Source organism: Micromonospora sp. CNZ309 (genome assembly GCF_002846525.1).
Genome location: NZ_PJNG01000001.1, coordinates 1,595,129 through 1,612,746 on the forward strand (window position 1 = coordinate 1,595,129; position 17,618 = coordinate 1,612,746).

17 protein-coding genes and 1 pseudogene are annotated in these 17,618 nt (G+C 75.6%); 11 read left to right on the forward strand and 7 right to left on the reverse strand.

From position 1 onward, the window contains the following. Positions 1–9: 9 nt before the first annotated feature. Positions 10–1,461, reverse strand: a pseudogene (locus CLT72_RS32195) (flavin-containing monooxygenase); the annotation flags it as partial. 112 nt (positions 1,462–1,573) lie between these two features. Here CLT72_RS32195 and CLT72_RS06415 point away from each other — a divergent pair. The 7 genes from CLT72_RS06415 to CLT72_RS31830 all read left to right on the forward strand — a co-directional run bounded on the left by CLT72_RS06415 (position 1,574) and on the right by CLT72_RS31830 (position 9,570). Next, positions 1,574–2,236 carry a TetR/AcrR family transcriptional regulator gene (locus CLT72_RS06415; protein ID WP_101409961.1) on the forward strand — a complete coding sequence of 221 codons (663 nt, stop codon included), beginning with the start codon at positions 1,574–1,576 and terminating at the stop codon, positions 2,234–2,236. A gap of 149 nt (positions 2,237–2,385) precedes the next feature. Continuing rightward, on the forward strand, positions 2,386–3,057 hold the full coding sequence (locus CLT72_RS06420; protein ID WP_350822859.1) for a biliverdin-producing heme oxygenase: 672 nt from the start codon (positions 2,386–2,388) through the stop codon (positions 3,055–3,057). Beyond that, positions 3,054–3,359 (forward strand): DUF2470 domain-containing protein, encoded by a 306-nt coding sequence (locus CLT72_RS06425; RefSeq protein ID WP_101409963.1) that lies wholly within the window; start codon positions 3,054–3,056, stop codon positions 3,357–3,359. The genes CLT72_RS06420 and CLT72_RS06425 overlap by 4 nt, the downstream gene beginning before the upstream one ends. A gap of 193 nt (positions 3,360–3,552) precedes the next feature. Continuing rightward, a complete protein-coding gene (locus tag CLT72_RS06430; RefSeq protein WP_101409965.1) occupies positions 3,553–4,164 on the forward strand; it encodes an ATP-binding cassette domain-containing protein in 612 nt (203 codons plus the stop codon). Further along, entirely contained in the window at positions 4,161–5,459 is a 1,299-nt protein-coding gene (locus CLT72_RS06435; protein ID WP_101409967.1) for an extracellular solute-binding protein, read from the forward strand. Before CLT72_RS06430 ends, CLT72_RS06435 begins: the two co-directional genes overlap by 4 nt. Next, positions 5,456–7,219, forward strand: coding sequence for an ABC transporter permease (locus tag CLT72_RS06440; protein ID WP_101409968.1), 1,764 nt, complete (start codon positions 5,456–5,458; stop codon positions 7,217–7,219). Before CLT72_RS06435 ends, CLT72_RS06440 begins: the two co-directional genes overlap by 4 nt. Further along, the gene (locus CLT72_RS31830) at positions 7,216–9,570 is read left to right on the forward strand and encodes a tetratricopeptide repeat protein (protein WP_158241977.1); all 2,355 of its coding nucleotides are present in this window, start codon (positions 7,216–7,218) and stop codon (positions 9,568–9,570) included. Before CLT72_RS06440 ends, CLT72_RS31830 begins: the two co-directional genes overlap by 4 nt. A 36-nt stretch (positions 9,571–9,606) precedes the next feature. Here CLT72_RS31830 and CLT72_RS06450 read toward each other — a convergent pair whose 3' ends face one another. Together CLT72_RS06450 and CLT72_RS06455 are read right to left on the reverse strand one after the other, a co-directional pair. Continuing rightward, a complete protein-coding gene (locus CLT72_RS06450; protein WP_101409970.1) occupies positions 9,607–10,641 on the reverse strand; it encodes an extracellular catalytic domain type 2 short-chain-length polyhydroxyalkanoate depolymerase in 1,035 nt (344 codons plus the stop codon). Between the two features lie 155 nt (positions 10,642–10,796). Next, positions 10,797–11,108 (reverse strand): hypothetical protein, encoded by a 312-nt coding sequence (locus tag CLT72_RS06455; protein ID WP_101409972.1) that lies wholly within the window; start codon positions 11,106–11,108, stop codon positions 10,797–10,799. 117 nt (positions 11,109–11,225) lie between these two features. Between CLT72_RS06455 and CLT72_RS06460 the strand changes: the two genes are divergently transcribed. Both CLT72_RS06460 and CLT72_RS06465 read left to right on the forward strand, forming a co-directional pair. Continuing rightward, positions 11,226–11,588, forward strand: coding sequence for an ArsR/SmtB family transcription factor (locus CLT72_RS06460; RefSeq protein ID WP_101414978.1), 363 nt, complete (start codon positions 11,226–11,228; stop codon positions 11,586–11,588). Next, positions 11,585–12,070: an SRPBCC family protein gene (locus tag CLT72_RS06465; RefSeq protein WP_101409974.1), complete on the forward strand. Its 486-nt coding sequence runs from the start codon at positions 11,585–11,587 to the stop codon at positions 12,068–12,070. Before CLT72_RS06460 ends, CLT72_RS06465 begins: the two co-directional genes overlap by 4 nt. Here the strand turns inward: CLT72_RS06465 and ygiD are convergent. The 3 genes from ygiD to CLT72_RS06480 form a co-directional block, all read right to left on the reverse strand. Next, positions 12,057–12,953, reverse strand: a complete 897-nt coding sequence (gene ygiD / locus CLT72_RS06470) for a 4,5-DOPA-extradiol-dioxygenase (protein ID WP_101409976.1) — start codon at positions 12,951–12,953, stop codon at positions 12,057–12,059. The two genes, CLT72_RS06465 and ygiD, sit on opposite strands and share 14 nt — an antisense overlap. 105 nt (positions 12,954–13,058) lie before the next feature. After that, positions 13,059–13,277 carry a hypothetical protein gene (locus CLT72_RS06475; protein WP_089000245.1) on the reverse strand — a complete coding sequence of 73 codons (219 nt, stop codon included), beginning with the start codon at positions 13,275–13,277 and terminating at the stop codon, positions 13,059–13,061. A 77-nt stretch (positions 13,278–13,354) separates the two neighbouring features. After that, entirely contained in the window at positions 13,355–13,957 is a 603-nt protein-coding gene (locus CLT72_RS06480) for an MBL fold metallo-hydrolase (RefSeq protein ID WP_101414979.1), read from the reverse strand. Positions 13,958–14,097: 140 nt separating this feature from the next. Between CLT72_RS06480 and CLT72_RS06485 the strand changes: the two genes are divergently transcribed. Together CLT72_RS06485 and CLT72_RS06490 are read left to right on the forward strand one after the other, a co-directional pair. Beyond that, positions 14,098–15,699: an LLM class flavin-dependent oxidoreductase gene (locus CLT72_RS06485; protein WP_101409978.1), complete on the forward strand. Its 1,602-nt coding sequence runs from the start codon at positions 14,098–14,100 to the stop codon at positions 15,697–15,699. A 41-nt stretch (positions 15,700–15,740) separates the two neighbouring features. Further along, on the forward strand, positions 15,741–16,169 hold the full coding sequence (locus CLT72_RS06490) for an archease (protein ID WP_101409980.1): 429 nt from the start codon (positions 15,741–15,743) through the stop codon (positions 16,167–16,169). Positions 16,170–16,194: 25 nt separating this feature from the next. On the opposite strand, the gene CLT72_RS06495 is transcribed toward CLT72_RS06490, so the two are convergent. Then, positions 16,195–17,613 (reverse strand): RtcB family protein, encoded by a 1,419-nt coding sequence (locus CLT72_RS06495; RefSeq protein ID WP_101409982.1) that lies wholly within the window; start codon positions 17,611–17,613, stop codon positions 16,195–16,197. Positions 17,614–17,618: the final 5 nt, after the last annotated feature.

Here is a 17,618-nt window from a genome sequence, read left to right on the forward strand (position 1 = left end):
TTTGCGGTGTGCCGGCGCGAAGCGCACGCCGGGGTCGGTGAGCCGGCCGTGCCGCATCAACAGGACGTCCCGGGGATAGTTCTGGTGCAGCCGCCAGGGCGCCCGGGTGCCCTGCTTGGGCAGGACGTCGACGCTGCGCAGCACGTAGCCGGCCGTCAGGTCGATGATCGGCTCGCGCTCCCCGTCGGGGGGCGGCAGCGGGGTGACGACCTGCTGGCCGGTGCGGTCCAGGTGCCGCAGCAGCCGGCAGACGTAGGTGGCGACCAGGTCGGCCTTCAGCGTCCACGAGGCGTTGGTGTAACCGATGGTCATCGCGAAGTTCGGCACCCCGGAGAGCATCATGCCCTTGTAGGCGACGGTGCCGGGCAGGTCCACCCGCGCGCCGTCCACGCTCAGCGTCATGCCGCCGAGGGCGAGCAGGTTGAGCCCGGTGGCGGTGACCACGACGTCCGCGGCCAGTTCCTCGCCGGAGGCGAGCCGGACACCGGCCTCGGTGAACGTCTCGATGGTGTCCGTGACGATCGACGCGCGCCCCCGCGCCAGCGCCGCGAACAGGTCGCCGTCGGGCACCACGCACAGCCGCTGGTCCCACGGGTCGTAGCGGGGCGAGAAGTGCCGGTCGACGTCGTAGCCGGCCGGCAGCCGGCCGCGGGCGGCGCGCAGCAGCAGCCGCCGGACCAGGGCGGGCGCACGCCGGCTGAGCTGGAAGTTGGCGGTGGAGAGCAGGACGTTCTTCCACCGCACCACCGGATACGCGGCCCTCGCCGGCAGCCAGCGCCGCAGCGCGTCGGCGAGCACGTCGCGCGACGGCAACGCCAGGACGTACGTGGGTGAGCGCTGGAGCATCGTGACGTGGGCGGCCCGCTCGGCCATCGCCGGCACCAGGGTCACGGCGGTGGCGCCGCTGCCGATCACCACCACCCGCTTGCCGGTGTGGTCGAGGTCGTCGGGCCAGTGCTGCGGGTGCACGATCCGCCCGGCGAAGCGCTCGGCGCCCGGCAGCGCAGGGGTGTAGCCGGCGTCGTAGCGGTAGTAGCCCGCGCAGGTGAACAGGAAGGAGCAGGTCAGCACGACCGTCTCGCCGGTGTCGTCGCGGTGGGCGTGCACCGTCCAGCGGGCGCTGGCGCCGTCCCAGTCGGCCCGTAGCACGCGGTGGCGCAAGCGGATGTGGTCGGTGACGCCGTACTCATCGGCGGTGCGGCGGACGTAGTCGCGGATGGCGTCGCCGTCGGCGATGGCCTTCGGGTCGGTCCACGGCTTGAAGGAGTAGCCGAGGGTGAACATGTCGGAGTCCGACCGGACACCGGGATAGCGGAACAGGTCCCAGGTGCCGCCGATCGCGGCGCGGGACTCCAGCACCGCGTACGTCTTGTCGGGGCAGCGGCGGCGCAGGTGACAGGCGGCGCCGACGCCGGACAGGCCGGCCCCGACGATGAGCACGTCGACGTGGTCGGTGGCCATCTCGTCTCCCGTCCGCCGTGTGACACCGGACACTAGCCACGGCCGTCGAGGCGCGTCAACACCCTGTCGAGTCGGATCGACACCGTGTTGATCCGGTGTAGAGTCACCGGGCATGACACCCGCCCGTACGGCCGCCGGGAGCGCCACCGGGCGCGGACGGCGCGCGGCGCGCTCCGCCGGTGACGAACGGGAGTCGGCCATCCTGGCCACCGCCGAGCGGCTGCTGCGGGAGCGGGCCTTCGCCGACATCTCCATCGACGACCTGGCGCGCGGCGCGGGCATCTCCCGGCCCACGTTCTACTTCTACTTCCCGTCCAAGGACGCGGTGCTGCTCACGCTGCTGGACCGGGTCACCGAGGAGGCCGACGCCGCCGCCGGCGACGTGTTGGAGCGGCTGGCCGAGGATCCCCGGGCACGCTGGCGGGAGCTGATCCACCGCTTCCACGAGACGTTCGGCGCGCACCGGGCGGTGGTGCTGGCCTGCGCGCAGGTGCGCGGCACCAACGCCGAGGTGCGCCGGCTCTGGGCAACCGTGCTGGAGCGCTGGGTGCACGCCATCGAGACCGCGATCGTGGCCGAGCGGCGGCGCGGGGCGGCCCCCGACGGCATACCCGCCCGCGACCTCGCGATCGCGCTCAACTCGATGAACGAGCGCGTCTGGTACGCCACCTTCGCCGGCGACGGGCCGGCGGTGGCCGAGGCCGACGTCGTCGACGTGCTGCGCGACGTCTGGTTGGCGGCGATCTACCGCAGCACCGCTCCCCCGCCGGCCTGAGCCGCTGCCGTCGGAGCCGGAGTCCGGGCTACGCCACCCTCGCGGTGAGCCGGCACGACGTCGAGGTCGTGCCCCCACCGACGTGCCCGGCTACCGTTGGTCGTTCCGCGACGGCGACCCGCCCGGCCATCCGTCCCACTGGAGGAGACTTGCGCCCGACCAGCACCACGTTCTCGGCCGAGCTGCGGGCCGCCAGCGCCGAGGCCCATCAGGGCGCGGAGTCCCAGCGGTACGTCTCGGCCCTGGTGGCCGGCGAACTGGACCGCGCCGGCTACGCCGCGCTGGTGGCGCAGCACCACGTGATCTACGAGGCGCTGGAGGACGCCGCCGACGCCATGCGCCACGACCCGCTGGCCGGCCCGTTCGTCGACGACGCGCTGACCCGGCTGCCCGCCCTCGCCGCGGACCTGGAGTTCCTGCTCGGGCCCGACTGGCGCCGGCGCATCGCACCGACCCCGGCCACGGCCGCGTACGCCGTACGCCTCGGCGCGCTCCGCGCCGGCCCGCCCGAGCTGTTCCTCGCCCACCACTACACCCGCTACCTCGGCGACCTCTCCGGCGGCCTGCACATCGGACGGTCGCTCGCCCGGCACCACGGGCTGACCGGGGACGCCGGCGCGGCGTTCTACCGCTTCGACCGGATCCCCAGCCCGAAGGCGTACAAGGACACCTACCGGGCGAGGCTGGACGACCTGCCGCTCGACGAGGCGGGGCGGGCGCGGCTGCGGGCCGAGGTGCTCGTGGCGTACCGGCACAACACGGAGGTCCTGGCCGCCCTGTCCCACCTCGTGCCGGCCGCGTACGCGGAGGGAGCCGCGTGAGCGCCCCGTTCGGCCCCGACGTGGTGGCCGCCGTCTGTCGGCACATGAACGACGACCACGCCGCGGACTCGCTGCTCATCTGCCGCACGCTCGGCGGGCAGCCGGCCGCCACCCGGGCCCGGGCCACCGCGCTGGACGCCGGGGGCATGGACTTCGCCGTCACCGTGGACGACGTCGAGGTCCCGGTGCGGGTGCCGTTCGCCCAGCCGTTGACCGAACGCGTGCAGATCCGCCAGGAGGTGGTGCGCATGTACCGGGAGGCGTGCCAGCGCCTCGGGCTCCCGCCGCGCCCGGCCGGCTGACCGGGCGACGACCATGGCCCCGGCGGCACTGCGCGAGCGGCTCGCCGCGACCGCCGCCGACCTCTACGCGCCCCCGTCCGGTGGGCGGATGCCGGGCTGATCCCCCGGCGCCCCTCCACAACGGACGGTGGCGGGGCGCCGGTTGTCGCCCGGTTGTGCGACCCTGGGGGCGACCGTCCGGTCACGGGAGGTGATGGCCACGTTACGACTGTGCGCACTCGTCGCCGTGCCGGACGCCGCCGCCGTGGACCTCGACGTCGCCGCGGGTGCCACGGCCGCCCTGGTCGCGGCCCCGCCCGTCGTCGGCACCGCCGTCGCCCGGGTAGTGAGCGGGCTGGCCGCGCCGGTCGCCGGGCGGGTCCTGGTCGGCGACCGCGAGGTGACCGCCCTGCCGCCGCCGCAGCGCCGCATCGCCTACGTGCCGGCCGGCGGCGCGCTGCTGCCGCACCTGACCGTGCGGCGCAACATCGCCTACGGCCAGCGCCGCCGGGAACGGGTACGCGAGGTGGCCGACGCGTGGACGGCGACGGTGGTCGACCGGCTGGAACTTGCCCCGACGCTGGGGCTGCGACCGCACCTGCTGTCGGAGGCGCAGCGGTTCCGGGTGGCGCTCGCCCGGGCCGTGGTCTGCCTGCCCGAGGCGCTGGTGATCGACCTGCCGACCGGGCCGACCGGGGGCGGGCGGCTGACCGAGTTGCTCGGCCGGCTGACCCCACCGGACACGCCGGGGGTGGCGGTGCTGGTCTGCACGGCCGAGCCGGGCGCGCTGCCCGACGTGCCGGTCGCCGCCGAGGTGGGCGGATGACGCCGGTGCCTCGGATCGTGCCGGCGGCGCGGCTGGGCCGCCGTACTCTGCTGCGGGCCGCCGCCGGGGCCACCGCGACGGCCGTCGCCGGCTGCTCGGGCGCGCCGCCGGCGGTCCAGGTCGCCGTCGTGTGGAGCGGCGGCGAGCTGGCCCGCTTCCGCGAGGTCGTGGCCGGCTACGACACCGGCGTGCAGGTAATCAGCGCCGGCAACGACATCGACGCATTCCTGCGCGCCCGCCAACTGGCCGGCACCAGCCCCGACGTGGCGATCCTGCCCCGCTCGGGGCTGGTCGTCGAGTACGCCCGGCGCGGCTGGCTGCGCGAGCTGAGCCCCGCCCCCAGCTACGCCCTCCCGCCCGGCATGGCCGACCTGCTCTCCGCCGACGGGCGCCGCTACGGCGTCTGGGTGAAGGCGGCCCACAAGTCGCTGTTCTGGTACTTCCCGTCGATGCTCCCCGCGCCGCCGCGCACCTGGGACCAGCTCGTGACGCTCACCCGGCGCCTCGGCGCGCGGGCCCGCGCGGGCGACGGCCCGGCCCCGCTGGCCATCGGTGCAGCCGACGGCTGGGTGCTCACCGACTGGTTCGAGAACGTGCTCGCCGACGTCGCGCCGCCCGGCTACTACGAGGCGCTGGCCCGCGGCGAGGCCGACTGGCGCAGCCCGTCGGTGCACACGGCGCTGGACCGGCTGGCGGAGCTGTGGAGCGTCGACGGCGCGTTCCCCGGTGACGGCCGCCGGGCCCTGCTCACCCAGTACGAGGAGTCGGTCATCCAGGTGGTGCACCACCGGCGGGCGACGATGCTCTTCGAGGCCGACTTCGTCGACGACGTCAGCCGCCGGTTCCGCCGGGGCCCGGAGCAGCCGGAGACCTTCCGCTTCCCCGGTTCCCGGCTGGCCGACAGCCCGCTGATCGTCGGCGGCGACGCCGCCGTGGCGTTCGCCGGCTCGGCCAGCGGGGCGGAACTGGTGCGTTGGCTCAGCGGCGGGTCGGCGTTCGGGCCGTGGTTGCGCGCCGGTGGCTACCTCTCCCCCAACGTCACCGTGCCGCTGGCGGACTACCGCGATCCCGTCCGCCGCCGCCTCGCCGCCGAGCTGCGTACGGCCGGGGCCGTGCGCTTCGACCTGTCCGACCGGCTGCCGGGCCCGTTCACCGGCTCCGACGGGGTGGGCATCTGGCGGATCATGCAGGACTTCTTCGCCGACGTCACCGACAAGGTCCCCGCTGGCCGGGCCGCCCGCCGGGCCGTCGGGCAACTGGCGGCGGCGGCCCGCTCGAGCGGGGGCGGCCGGTGAGCCGCGTACTGGGCGAGCTGGCGGTCCTCGACGACGTCGGGCCGCCCCGGCGCGGGCGGGCCTATCCGGCGGCCGGCGCCACCTCGGCGCTGCTGCTACCCGCCCTGCTGCTGCTCGGCGGGCTGGTGGCGTGGCCGGTGCTGCGTACGCTGCACGCCAGCGTCACCACCGACGGCCGGTGGGTGGGCGCGGAGCACTTCCGCACCGCGCTGGGCGCGCCCGGCACCGGCGCCGTGGTGGGCCGCACGCTGCTCTGGGCGCTGCTGGTGCCGGCGGTGGTCACGGTGCTGGGCTACCTGCTGGCCGCCGCCTCACGCCGCTCGCAGGAGGGCGGGCTGGTCCGCCTCATCCTGGTGGTGCCGACCGCGCTGCCGCTGGTGGTCACCGGGGTCACCTTCCGGCTGATGTACGACCCGGACCCGGAGCGCGGGCTGGCCACGCTGGTCGCCGCGACGCTGACCGGTCGGTCCGCGGCCGACGCCCCGCAACTGCTCGGCCCCCGCCTGGTGACGGTGGCGCTGATGTCGGCGTTCGTGTGGGCGTGGGTCGGGCTGGCCGTGCTGGTGTTCCGGGCCGCCCTCGACGCGGTGCCGCCCAGCCTCGCCGACGCGGTGCGCGCCTACGGCGGCAACCGCCGCGACGTGCTCTGGGACGCGCAGTGGCGGCCGCTGCTGCTGCGCACCGTGGCGGTGGTGTTCACCCTGGCGGCGCTCGGCACCGCCCGGACGTTCGACCTGATCCTGGTGATGGCGCCCGGCTCGGTGCGCGACGAGGCGTCGGTGCTCGCGCTGCGGGTCTGGCAGACCTCCAACGGCGCCACCACCGGCGAGGGCGCCGCGCTCGGGGTGGTGTGGCTGGCGGCGGTGGCCGCCGGCCTGCTGGTCGCCGCGCTGTTCGTGCGGCAGGCGTGGCCGCCGCCCCAGGACCCGGTGCCCGTCGCGCCCGAGCCGGCGGCACCGGCACCGCGCCGGACGACCCGGCTGCTGGTGGCCGGCGCGGCGCTCGCCTGGCTGGTGCCCCTCGGAGTGCTGCTCGCCACCTCGCTGCACGGGGCGGTGGACGCGGCGGCCCGGGGCTGGTGGTGGAGCCCACCCAGCCTCGACTCCTACCGGGAGCTGCTCACCGGCGCCGAGCTGTGGCGCACGCTGGGCTTCACGCTGGTGCTGGCGACCGTGGTCACCGCCGTGGTGCTGGGCGTAGCGCTGCTCGCCGCGTACCCGCTGGCGTGGCTGACCGGGCCGCCCGCCCAGGCGACCGGGCTGCTGCTGATGGCCGCCAGCATCGTGCCGGTGCAGGTGATCGCCGGGCCGGTCAACGAGGTGCTCGGCGTGGTGCTCTCCTCGGGCACGGCGCGCGGCCTGGCGCTGGTGCATGTGGCGCTGGGCGTGCCGTTCGCCGTGCTGGTGCTGCGCAACGCGTTCGCGGACCTGCCCGCCGAGCAGGTGCGGGCGGCCCGGGTGGGCGGGCGGCACTGGTGGGGCACCCTGCGACTGCTCGCCCGGCACAACCGCCCGGCGGTGGTGGCGGTCGCGGTGCTGGAGTTCGTGCAGGTGTGGAACGACCTGGTGGTGGGTCTGCTGTTCAGCGGGCCGGGCGCGCTGCCGCTGGGGCTGTTCCTCGCTGGGCAGACCCGGGGCTTCGCGGCCAACAGCGGGGCGCTCGCCGCGGGCTCGGTGATCGCCTCGATCCTGCCGGTGCTGCTGGTGGTGCTGGCCCGCCGCCAGCTGGTCGCCGGCCTGGTCGCCGGGGGCGTGCGGTGACGGGGCGCCGCCCCCGGCGGCTGAGCCTGCTGCTCGCGCTCGGCGGCGTGGTCGGCGGAACGGTCAGCGCGGTGCTCGGCAACGTCACCGGCAACCTGCTCTCCGAGCTCTCCGTCGCCCAGCTCGGCTCCGCCAGCGCCGGGGTGATCGTGCTCGGCCTCGCCGCCGCGATGATCGTGGAGTGGCGCCGCCAGCGGCAGCAGGCCGTGGCGCCGGACGACACCGAGGCGACGCCCGCCGCCGGCACGCCCACCCTGCCGTGGCCGACCGGGTTCACCGGGCGCGCCGGGCACGTCGACGCGATCATCGAGCTGTTGCGCAAGGAACACGCGGTCGCGGTGGTCGGCCGGCGGGCCGTCGGCACGTCGGCCTGCGCGGTCCAGGCCGCCAACCTGTGCCGGGACGACTTCCCCGACGGCCAGTACTACCTGGACCTGCGCCGGGGCGGCCGGCCGCTCGACGCCCGGCAGGTGCTGACCGCGCTGGCCCGGATCCTCGGCACCCGGCCACCGGCGTCGGGGCGCACCGACGACCTCGCCGACGCCGCCGATGAGCTGAGCGGCCAGCTCGACGGCCGGGCGATCCTCGTGGTGCTGGACAACGTGGACGACCCGGCCCAGGTGCGGCCGCTGCTGCCGCCGACCGCACGCACGTGCCGCCTGCTGCTGGCCGGCACGGGGGCGTTGGCCGCGCTGGACGGGGTGGTGGCGCACGGGCTCGCCGAGCCGGACGCCGACGACGCCGTCGAGCTGTTCGCGGCCGCCGGCGCCACCGCGCCCGTCGCCCGGCCGCACCGCCCGGACCCGCGCACCGACCCGGCGGTACGCGCCCTCGTCGAGCTCTGCGGGCGCCAGCCCCGCACCCTCGCGGAGCTGGGTCGGCGTACGGCCCAGCACGGGTGGCGGCACGGCGACGTGCTCGACGCGTTGCGCCGCGCCGTCGACACTCCCCCGCACCAGCACGTCGCCGCCTCCCCGGCGACCCTGCTGGTGACCGCGCGGGACACCGCGTACCACGCGCTGGGCGGCGAGGCCCGGCGGTTGTGGCGACTGATGTCGCTCAGCCCGGTGCCGCTGGACCGGCCGACGCTCGCGGCGCTCGCCGGTCGCCGCCCGGAGCGGGTGGCCGCCCTGCTGCACGAGCTGGCCACCGGCGGGTTCGTCACCGGCGCGCCCGGCGACCGCTACGAGGTGCGCCCGCTGCTGGCCCCGTACGCCCGGATGCACCTGCGGCACGCGGAGCCTGCGCGGCGGCGGGTCGCCGCGCAGGCGCGACTCACCCGGCACCTCGCGCGGCGGGCCGAGCGGCACGCGGCGAGCCTCGCCGTGGTCGGCTCGCCGCCGGACCGGGAGCCGACGCTGGCGCTGGACGACGACCCGTACGGCTGGTTCGACCTGCACCAGGAGCTGCTGCTGGCGGTGGTGCGGGTGCCGGCGGGCGCGGCGGAGACCCTGCCCCGGCGGGTGCGCCGGTGGTGGTTCCGGCTGGCGGTGGCGCTGTGCGGGTGGCTCGCCCACGCCGGGCGGCTCGACGAGTGGGCGCAGGTGTGTCGCACGGTGCTCGCCACGCCCACGGCCGACGACCGGCCGGAGATCGCCGGTTGGGCCCACAACGAGCTGGGGGTGCTGCGCCGCCGCCGGCACGACCCGCAGGGGGCGGCGACGGCGCTGAGCCTCGCGGTGGCGGAGCGGGGCCGGCGCGGCACCGCGCAGGCGCGGATGAACCTGGGTCTGGTGCTGCTGGACCTGGGGCAGCTCGACGACGCGGTCGAGCACCTGGAGCTGTCGCGGCGGCACCGCTCGGCGGCGGACCGGTCCGGGCACGCCCTGACCGACCTGGGCCTGGGCGCCGCCCGGCTGGCCCGCGGGGAGCTGGAGGTCGCGCACCACCACCTGGTCCGCGCGGCGAACGCCTTCCGCGCGCTCGGCGACGCCCGGGGCTACGCGGCGGCGCTGACCAACCTGGTGCTGGTACACGCCGGGCTCGGCGAGCACCTCGACGCGACCCAGTCGTGGCGGGCGGCGCTGCGCGAGTACGACACGGTGGTCGACCCCACGAATCGGGCCGCCGCGCTGCTCAACGCGGGTGGCGCGCTGCTGGCCGCCACGCCGGCGCAGGCCCGGCAGGCGTACGGGATGCTGGCCGAGAGCCTGCGGCTGCGCGACGGGCGGCCGACGGCCGGGCTGGGACGGACGCTGCTGCACCTGGGCGACGCGGCGGCGGCCCTCGGCGACGCCGAGGAGGCCCGGCGGCACTGGGCGGACGCGGCGGGCGTGTGCGAGGAGGCGGGGGACGTCGAGGGTCAGGCCGCGGCCGACGCCCGCCTGGTGGGCAGCGACGCGCCGGCCTGAGCGGGGCCCGCGCCGGGGCCCCGCCCGGGCGGCGGCTCAGCCGTCCAGCCGGCGCACCATGTTCATGATCGTCTCAATCTGGGCGCCGCCCTTGATCGGGTAGTTCGTCGCGCCCAGGTAGCCCCACCAGTCCCAGCAGCCGTTCGGGTTGGTGGCGGCGGCGCGCGCCTGGGGGTAGAGCACGATCAACTGGTTGGTGTCGGCGTACTGGTTGAGGTTCGCCCGGTCCACGAAGGCGGTGCCGACCGCGCCGTGGCCCTGGAGGCAGCCGTGCAGGGCGACGAGCAGCCGGCAGGACTGCCCGGCGGCGCAGGACGCCGGCACGTAGGCGAACCCGTCGGCGGCCATGCTCAGGCCGTCGGCCCAGCCGTTGACCGCGTACGTGTGCTGGCTGAACCGGATCAGGCTGCCGCCCAGCGGGCCGCTGTTCGGTGCCCGTATGCTGCCGAGCAGCTTGCGCAGCAGGGTGCCCTGCGGGTCGGTGCCGCAGTCGGCGAGGAACGGCGACGCCGTGGTGGCGCACCCCAGGGTCCCGTACGGGGTGACCCAGGCGTGGCCGGCCGGGGTGCCGCTGTCGTACTGCACGTTGGCACCGAAGTGCTGGTAGTACCGGACCAGGTCGTCGGTGACGGACTTCTGGACCACGGTGTCGTTGGTGCCGTGCAGGACGTACACGGGATCACCGGACAGGTTGCCGACGGGGTCGACCCAGCCGTAGGAGGCCCACGTCCGGGTGTACGCCTGCAGGGCCGACACGTTCGTGGGGTACACGTTGTCGCCGCAGCCGTCGAGTGCCTGGGCGACGTTGTTCTGGGCGCAGTAGTACGGCCCCGCGGCGAAGACCGCCGCGCCCCGGATCCGCGACGAGTAGGCGACGTGCAGCTGGGTGGCCATGTAGCCACCGGAGGAGACGCCGGCGACGTACACGCCGGAGACGTTGTGGGCGCGCAGCGTGCCGGCGACCGGGGTCTTGGTGGCGGGGGTGGCGGCGGCCTGGGCGGGGACGGTGGCGGTGAGGACGAGCAGCAGGGCGGTGACGAGGGCGGCGGTGGCCCTCAGCGGTGTGGTCATGGCGCTCTCCTGTCCGGGAGCGGGGCGGTGGTGCCGGCGTGCGCAGACGCTAACGTGACGCCGGGCACAGTGGACATGAGTGCCGCCGACACCTCGGGCGTCGCCGGTGTGTCCGGGACCGACACAGCGACGCCCCGCGTCCGGCCCGGTCGGTCCTACTCGGCGCGCCAGACGGCCTCGCGGGGCGGGCCGGGCTCGGCCCAGCACAGCCCGCCGCGGGCCGCCACGCCGGGCAGTCCCTCGACCATCCGGCTGATGTCCACCACGGACGCCAGCGACACCACGATGTCGTTGCGCAGGTCCGCCGCCGCCGCCTCGAGGTCGTCCTCCTCGGCGGGCCAGTCGATGTCGGCGGCCCGCAGGTCGGCGACCGCGTACTCGGTGAGCACCTGCGGGTCGGTCACGGCCACGGTGAGCCGGCAGTACACGTTGAGGGTGAGCGGTTCCGGGGTGCCGGCGTCGGTCATGGCATCAGCATGGCCCACGCGCGGCCGTTGAGGAACGCCGCCGGCCGGACGGGGGCCGCCGCCGGCAACTTCACTTAGGCCTTGACCTAAGTGAACGGCGTGGGCATACTTAGGCTCATGCCTAAGCAATTGGGCGGCGGGGACGGCAGCGACGACGTGGCCCTGGACGGCGTGTTCCACGCGCTGTCGGACCCCACCCGCCGCCGGGTCGTCGAGCTGCTCGGTCGGGGTCCCGCCACGACCAGCGAACTCGCCCGCCCGTTCGACATGGCACTGCCCTCGTTCACCCAGCACCTGGGCGTCCTGGAGCGCTCCGGCCTGGTGACGTCGGAGAAGAAGGGGCGGGTGCGCACCTACCGGCTCGCCCCCGAGTCGCTCGCCCACGTCGACAGCTGGCTCGCGGGCCAGCGCGCGATGTGGTCCCGACGCCTCGACCAACTCGACTCGTTTCTGCACGATCTGAAGGAGCAGCAGACATGACCGCCTACCCGCACGTGGACCCGGATCTCGACCTCGTCCTGACGCGCACCGTCGACGTCGCGCCCGAGCTGGTCTGGAAGGCCTGGACGACGCCCGAGCTGCTCGTGAAGTGGTTCGCCCCCCGACCCTGGTCGACCTCCGCCTGCGAGATCGACCTTCGGCCCGGCGGCAGGTTCCACACCGTGATGCGCTCGCCCGAGGGCGAGGAGTACCCGAGCACCGGTTGCATCCTCGTCGTCGAGGAGAGCTCGACGCTGGCCTTCACCTCGGGGCTAGGCCCCGGCTTCCGTCCCCAGGTCGGCGGCGACGGCTTCCCGTTCACCGCGATCATCCGGATCGAGGGCACCGGCGGCGGCACGAAGTACACCGCCACGGCGATCCACGCCGACGCCTCGGCGCGGAAGTCGCACGAGGAGATGGGCTTCGCCGAGGGCTGGAGCGCCGCGCTGGACCAGCTGGTCGAGGTCGTCAAGGCCCGCTGACGGCGGCGACGCCCCGGGTGTCCGTCAGATGTCGGCCGAGTCGGGCGGCACGTCGGCCGGCAGGGCGGGCGCGCCGGCCAGCGGGGCGTCGGTGCGGCAGGACAACCCCAGCGTGTAGGCGGTCATCGACAGCGACCCCGTCCACCAGCACCTGCGCGCCGTCGCCGGCCGCGTCGGCGAGGCCGGCCAGGTAGAGCAGCGGGATGAAGTGGTCCGGCGTCGGCACGGCGCGGTCGAAGTCGCGGTGGGCGTCCAGGGCGGCCACCTCGGTCGGGCGGGCGAGCATCACGTCCTTCGCCGCCTCGTCGAACCGCCGCGCCCAGTCGAAGCCCTCGTCGAGCAGGCGCGGGTCCACCCCCCGCAGGTTGTGCACCACGTTGCCGCTGGCCACGACGAGCACGCCGCGCTCGCGCAGCGGGGCGAGCCTCGCGCCCAGGTCCAGATGGTGGTCCAGGCCCTTGAACGCGTTGATGCTCAGCTGCACGACCGGGATGTCGGCGTCGGGAAACGCGTGGGTGAGCACCGACCAGGTGCCGTGGTCGATCCCCCACGAGTCGACGTCCGCCCCGACCCAGGTGGGATGGACGACGTCGGCGACCTCCTCGGCCAGCTCCGGCAGGCCGGGCACGGGGTAGGCGACGTCGAACAACTCCTGCGGGAAGCCGTAGAAGTCGTGGATCGTCCTCGGCCGGGGCATCGCGGTGACGGCGGTGGCGCCGACGTACCAGTGCGCCGACACCACCAGGATCGCCCGGGGCCGCGGGACCGCCCGCCCGAAGGCGCGCCACGCCTGCGTGTAGCGGTTGAGTTCCAGCGCGTTCATCGGACTGCCGTGACCGATGAACGCGGCCGGCATCACCGCCGGAACGGTTTCGCCGCTCATGCTGCTCCCCCCGCCGTGGTCACCCGAGCGTAACCAACGTCGGAGGGAGCAGCCGGCCAACGTCGAGCGTGACCGACCGTCACCGTCCGGTGCCGGCGGTCGGCGTCAGTCGGACACCTCGCGCCAGGCGGGGTGGTTGCCGCGCCACGCACCGGCCAGAATGACCGCCGATGTCCGACCGGGGCATTCCTGCACCCGGGAGCGGCCGGATTCGCCGCCGATCCGTACCTGTACGTCCCATCGCTGCCCGTCGGTACGGATGTACACGTCCCGACGCCCACGCTGCGACGTGTCGCCGTTCCACCAGTGTTCTTCGACCCTCACCCCGCGACCGTATAGCAGTTCGTCCGTGGACGACACGTCCGGTGTCGGTGGAGATCACCCCTGGGTGGGGTGACCGGTCAGGCGGACTCCCCCGGCGCCAGGTGGCGGTAGCCGGCCACCGTCTCGGCGAACCAGCCGTTCACGCTGCCCAGGCCGCGCTCGTTGAGTTGCGCGTCGTGGATCGGGAACACCCGCTCGGCCCCCACGGCGGTGGCGAAGTCGATCGCCTCGGTGAGCTTCAGCCAGGACGCCTGGGCCGGGACCAGCAGCGTCTCGACCGGCCGGCCCGGCCGGTGCAGGGAGTCGCCCGGGTGGTAGACGGCGTCGCCGACCAGGTAGCCCAGGTTGGCGCAGTCGGGCTGCCCGCCGTGGATGGCGGCGTGCCGGCCGCCGAGCGCGGTCACGGTGAGGCCGGCGGCGGTGAACCGCTGGCCGGCGGCGACCCTGGTCACGGGCAGCGGCGCCAGGTCGGGCAGGACGGCGTCCTCCGGCACGAAGACCGGCACGCCGAGGCCCGCCAACCGGAGCACGTCGACGTGGTCGGTGTGCTCGTGGGTGACCAGCACGGCGTCCGCGCCGGCCAGGGCGCGCGGCTCGCTCCAGGTGCCGGGGTCGATGACCAGCACGCCGCCGTCGTGCTCCAGCCGGACACAGGAGTGGGTGAACTTCGTGATCCGCATCCGCCGACCGTACGCCCGGAGGCCCGTGGCGGTGGGCCCCCCGATTCCGCCGGACGGCTCGCGGCGCACCCGTCCCGCGGCGTCGCCCGGCACGCGCCGGCGGCCGCGTGAGAGGCTGCGGAGCGGAAGGGAGTGCCGACATGAGCGACTACGGTCACCCGCTGGCGTTCGGGGCGTTCCTGACGCCCGGCAACGCCGAGCCGGGGCGGGTGGTGGGCCTCGCCATGCTGGCCGAGCAGGTCGGGTTCGACCTGGTCACCTTCCAGGACCACCCCTACCAGCCCGCGTTCCTCGACACGTGGACGCTGATGAGCTTCGTGGCGGCCCGGACCGGCACGGTGCGGCTGGCCGCCAACGTCACCAACCTGCCGCTGCGCCCGCCGGCCGTCCTGGCCCGCGCCGTGGCGAGCCTCGACCTGCTCAGCAGCGGCCGGGTGGAGCTCGGTCTGGGCGCCGGCGCGTTCTGGGAGGCCATCGAGGCGATGGGCGGGCGCCGGCTCTCGCCCGGGCAGGGCGTACGGGCCCTGGCCGAGGCCATCGACGTCATCCGCCAGGTCTGGGACGTCGACGCGCGCGGCGGCGTACGGGTCGACGGCGAGTTCCACCGCGTGGTCGGTGCGAAGCGGGGCCCCGCGCCCGCCCACGACGTGGGCATCTGGCTCGGTGCGTACAAGCCGCGGATGCTGGCGTTGACCGGGCGACGGGCCGACGGGTGGCTGCCGTCGCTGGGCTACCTGCAACCCGGCGACCTCGGCAGGGGAAACACGATCATCGACGACGCCGCCCGGGAGGCCGGCCGGGACCCGGCCGACGTACGCCGGCTGCTCAACGTCACCGGCCGCTTCGCCTCTGTCGGCCGGGGACCGCTGCACGGGCCCGCCGAGCAGTGGGCGGAGGAACTGGCCGACCTCGCGCTCAGCGACGGGGTCGGCACCTTCATCCTGGGCAGCGACGACCCCGAGGACCTGCGGCGCTTCGCCGCCGAGGTCGCCCCGGCCGTACGCGAACTCGTGGCCGGCGAGCGCGCGGGCGGCACCGCTGCCGCCGTGACCCCGGCGACGCCCGAGGCCGTCGAGGCGCGGGCGACACCCGGGGGCGCCGGGGCGCGGGCGACGGACGCCGCACGCCCGCCCGCCGGCGCGGCACCCCTCGCCGTCGTCCCCACGCCCGACGACGGCGTGCGGCGCAGCGCGATCCGCGTCTGGGACGAGGCCACGCGCCCCACCGGTCCCGCGCCCGACCCGGCGCGCACCTACAGCCCGCACGACCAGGCCGGCGCCCAGCACCTCATCGACGTGCACGACGGGCTGCGCGCCGAGCTGACCCGGCTGTACGACCTCGTCGAGCAGGTGGGCGCCGGGCTGGTCGACGCGGGCACGGCCCGCTCGCACATCAACACCATGACCATCCGGCAGAACAAGTGGACGCTGGGCACCTACTGCGAGTCGTACTGCCGGGTGGTCACCACCCACCACACGCTGGAGGACCGGGGCATCTTCCCGCACCTGCGCCGCGGCGACGACCGCCTCGCCCCGGTGCTGGACCGGCTGGAGCAGGAGCACCACGCCATCCACGACGTGTTGGAACGCGTCGACCGGGCGCTGGTCGCGTTCGTCTCCGTCGCCGACGGGATGGCCGAGCTGCGCGCGGCGGTCGACCTGCTCAGCGACACCCTGCTGTCCCACCTCGCCTACGAGGAACGCGAACTCGTCGAGCCGATCGCCCGGCTCGGCCTGAACTGAAACCGGCCGCCGCGCGGGCCCGCGTGGCGCAGGATCGGGGCATGCAGCGACGACCCGGGCGGGGGCACCGCCGCCTGCCGCACACCGCCGACGTCCGCATCGAGGCGTGGGCGCCGAGCCGGCAGGAGTGCGTCGCCGAGGCGGTCGCCGCGCTGGTCGACACGTTCGTCGACCCCGGCGGGGCGCGGCCGGGCGCGCGGCGGGAGTTCCACGCGCCGGCCGGCGACGACGCGGACCTGCTGGTGGGCGTACTCGACGAGGTGATCTTCCGGATGGAGACGGCGGGTGAGCTGCCGCTGCACACCGACGTGGCCGACGACGGCGCCGGCGGCCTGCGGGTGCGCTGGCGCACGGCGGACACCGACGCCGTCGAGCTGGTCGGCGCGGTGCCGAAGGCCGTCTCCCTGCACGGGCTGCGCTTCGGGCCCGACGGCGGGGGCTGGTCCTGCGCGGTGACGCTGGACGTGTGAACCCCACGCCCGGCCCCACCCCCGCTCAACCCTTCACCACGCCGAGCGGGACCAGCCGGGCCACCTTGCGGCACAGCCCGGCGCCCTCGGCGGCGGCCACCACCGCCGAGACGTCCTTGTACGCCGCCGGCATCTCCTCGGCCAGGCCGCGCCGCGACGCACCGCGCACGGCGATGTCCTGCTCCTCCAGTTGGGCACGCGGGTCCAGCCCGCGCTCCGAGCGCACGGCCTGCCTGCGGCTCTGCACCCGGCCGGCGCCGTGGCAGGTGGACGCGAAGGCCGGCGAGCCCGGCACGCCGGTGAGCACGTACGAGCCGGTGCCCATGGAGCCGGGGATCAACACCGGCTGGCCCACGTCCCGCAGGTCGTCGGGCAGCTCGTCGTGCCCGGGCGGCAGCGCCCGGGTGGCGCCCTTGCGGTGCACGCACAGCGCGCGCGGCGCGCCGTCGACGTCGTGCGTCTCGATCTTCGCGAGGTTGTGCGAGATGTCGTAGACCAGGTCGAGCCGGCTGCCGGTGACCCGGGCGAAGACCTTCCGGGCGGCGTCGGCCAGCAGTTGCCGGTTCGCCCGCGCGTAGTTGGCGGCGGCGGCCATCGCCCCCAGGTAGGCGCGGCCCTCGGCGGAGGAGACCGGGGCGCAGGCGAGCTGGCGGTCCGGCACCTCGATGCCGTGGCGGGCCATCACCTGCTCCATCTTCCGCACGTAGTCGGTGCAGATCTGGTGGCCCAGCCCGCGGGACCCGCAGTGGATCATCACGCAGACCTGGCCGGGGCGCAGCCCGAAGGCGGTCGCCACGGCGTCGTCGTACACCTCGTCGACGGCCTGCACCTCGAGGAAGTGGTTGCCGGAGCCGAGGCTGCCGACCTGGCGCGCGCCGCGCTCGATCGCCCGCTCGCTGACCCGCGCCGGATCGGCGTCGCCGACGGCTCCGGCGTCCTCGCAGCGCTCCAGGTCCCGCTGCACGCCGAAGCCGCGCTCGACGGCGTAGCGGGAGCCGCCGCGCAGCACCGCGTCGAGTTCCGCGCGATTCGACAGGTGCCACACCGCGCCCCGGCCCATGCCGCGCGGGGTCGCCTCGCCCAGCCCGTCCATCAGCGCGTCGAGGCGGGACCGCAGCCCGTCGCGGTCGGTGTCGGCGGCGAGCAGCCGCACGCCGCAGGAGATGTCGAAGCCCACCCCGCCGGGCGAGACCACCCCGCCGTGCGCGACGTCGGTAGCGGCCACGCCGCCGATCGGGAACCCGTAGCCCCAGTGCACGTCGGGCATGGCGTACGAGGCGTCGACGATGCCGGGCAGCGTGGCGACGTTCGCGACCTGCTCCAGCGACCTGTCCTCCCCGGCGTCGGGCAGCAGCGACCGGGACGCGAACACCACCCCCGGCACCCGCATCGGGTCGTGCCGGTCGATCCGGAAGCGGTACGGCGACTCCTCCACCAGCTCCATCCCCG

Bases quoted from the DNA above. Each gene is read 5' to 3' on its own strand.
- ygiD (WP_101409976.1), bottom strand. From the start codon at position 12,953: ATGAGCGGCGAAACCGTTCCGGCGGTGATGCCGGCCGCGTTCATCGGT.
- CLT72_RS06460 (WP_101414978.1), top strand. From the start codon at position 11,226: ATGCCTAAGCAATTGGGCGGCGGGGACGGCAGCGACGACGTGGCCCTG.
- CLT72_RS06480 (WP_101414979.1), bottom strand. From the start codon at position 13,957: ATGCGGATCACGAAGTTCACCCACTCCTGTGTCCGGCTGGAGCACGAC.
- CLT72_RS06450 (WP_101409970.1), bottom strand. From the start codon at position 10,641: ATGACCACACCGCTGAGGGCCACCGCCGCCCTCGTCACCGCCCTGCTG.
- CLT72_RS06415 (WP_101409961.1), top strand. From the start codon at position 1,574: ATGACACCCGCCCGTACGGCCGCCGGGAGCGCCACCGGGCGCGGACGG.
- CLT72_RS06430 (WP_101409965.1), top strand. From the start codon at position 3,553: ATGGCCACGTTACGACTGTGCGCACTCGTCGCCGTGCCGGACGCCGCC.
- CLT72_RS06485 (WP_101409978.1), top strand. From the start codon at position 14,098: ATGAGCGACTACGGTCACCCGCTGGCGTTCGGGGCGTTCCTGACGCCC.
- CLT72_RS06490 (WP_101409980.1), top strand. From the start codon at position 15,741: ATGCAGCGACGACCCGGGCGGGGGCACCGCCGCCTGCCGCACACCGCC.
- CLT72_RS06435 (WP_101409967.1), top strand. From the start codon at position 4,161: ATGACGCCGGTGCCTCGGATCGTGCCGGCGGCGCGGCTGGGCCGCCGT.
- CLT72_RS06465 (WP_101409974.1), top strand. From the start codon at position 11,585: ATGACCGCCTACCCGCACGTGGACCCGGATCTCGACCTCGTCCTGACG.
- CLT72_RS06455 (WP_101409972.1), bottom strand. From the start codon at position 11,108: ATGACCGACGCCGGCACCCCGGAACCGCTCACCCTCAACGTGTACTGC.
- CLT72_RS06495 (WP_101409982.1), bottom strand. From the start codon at position 17,613: ATGGAGCTGGTGGAGGAGTCGCCGTACCGCTTCCGGATCGACCGGCAC.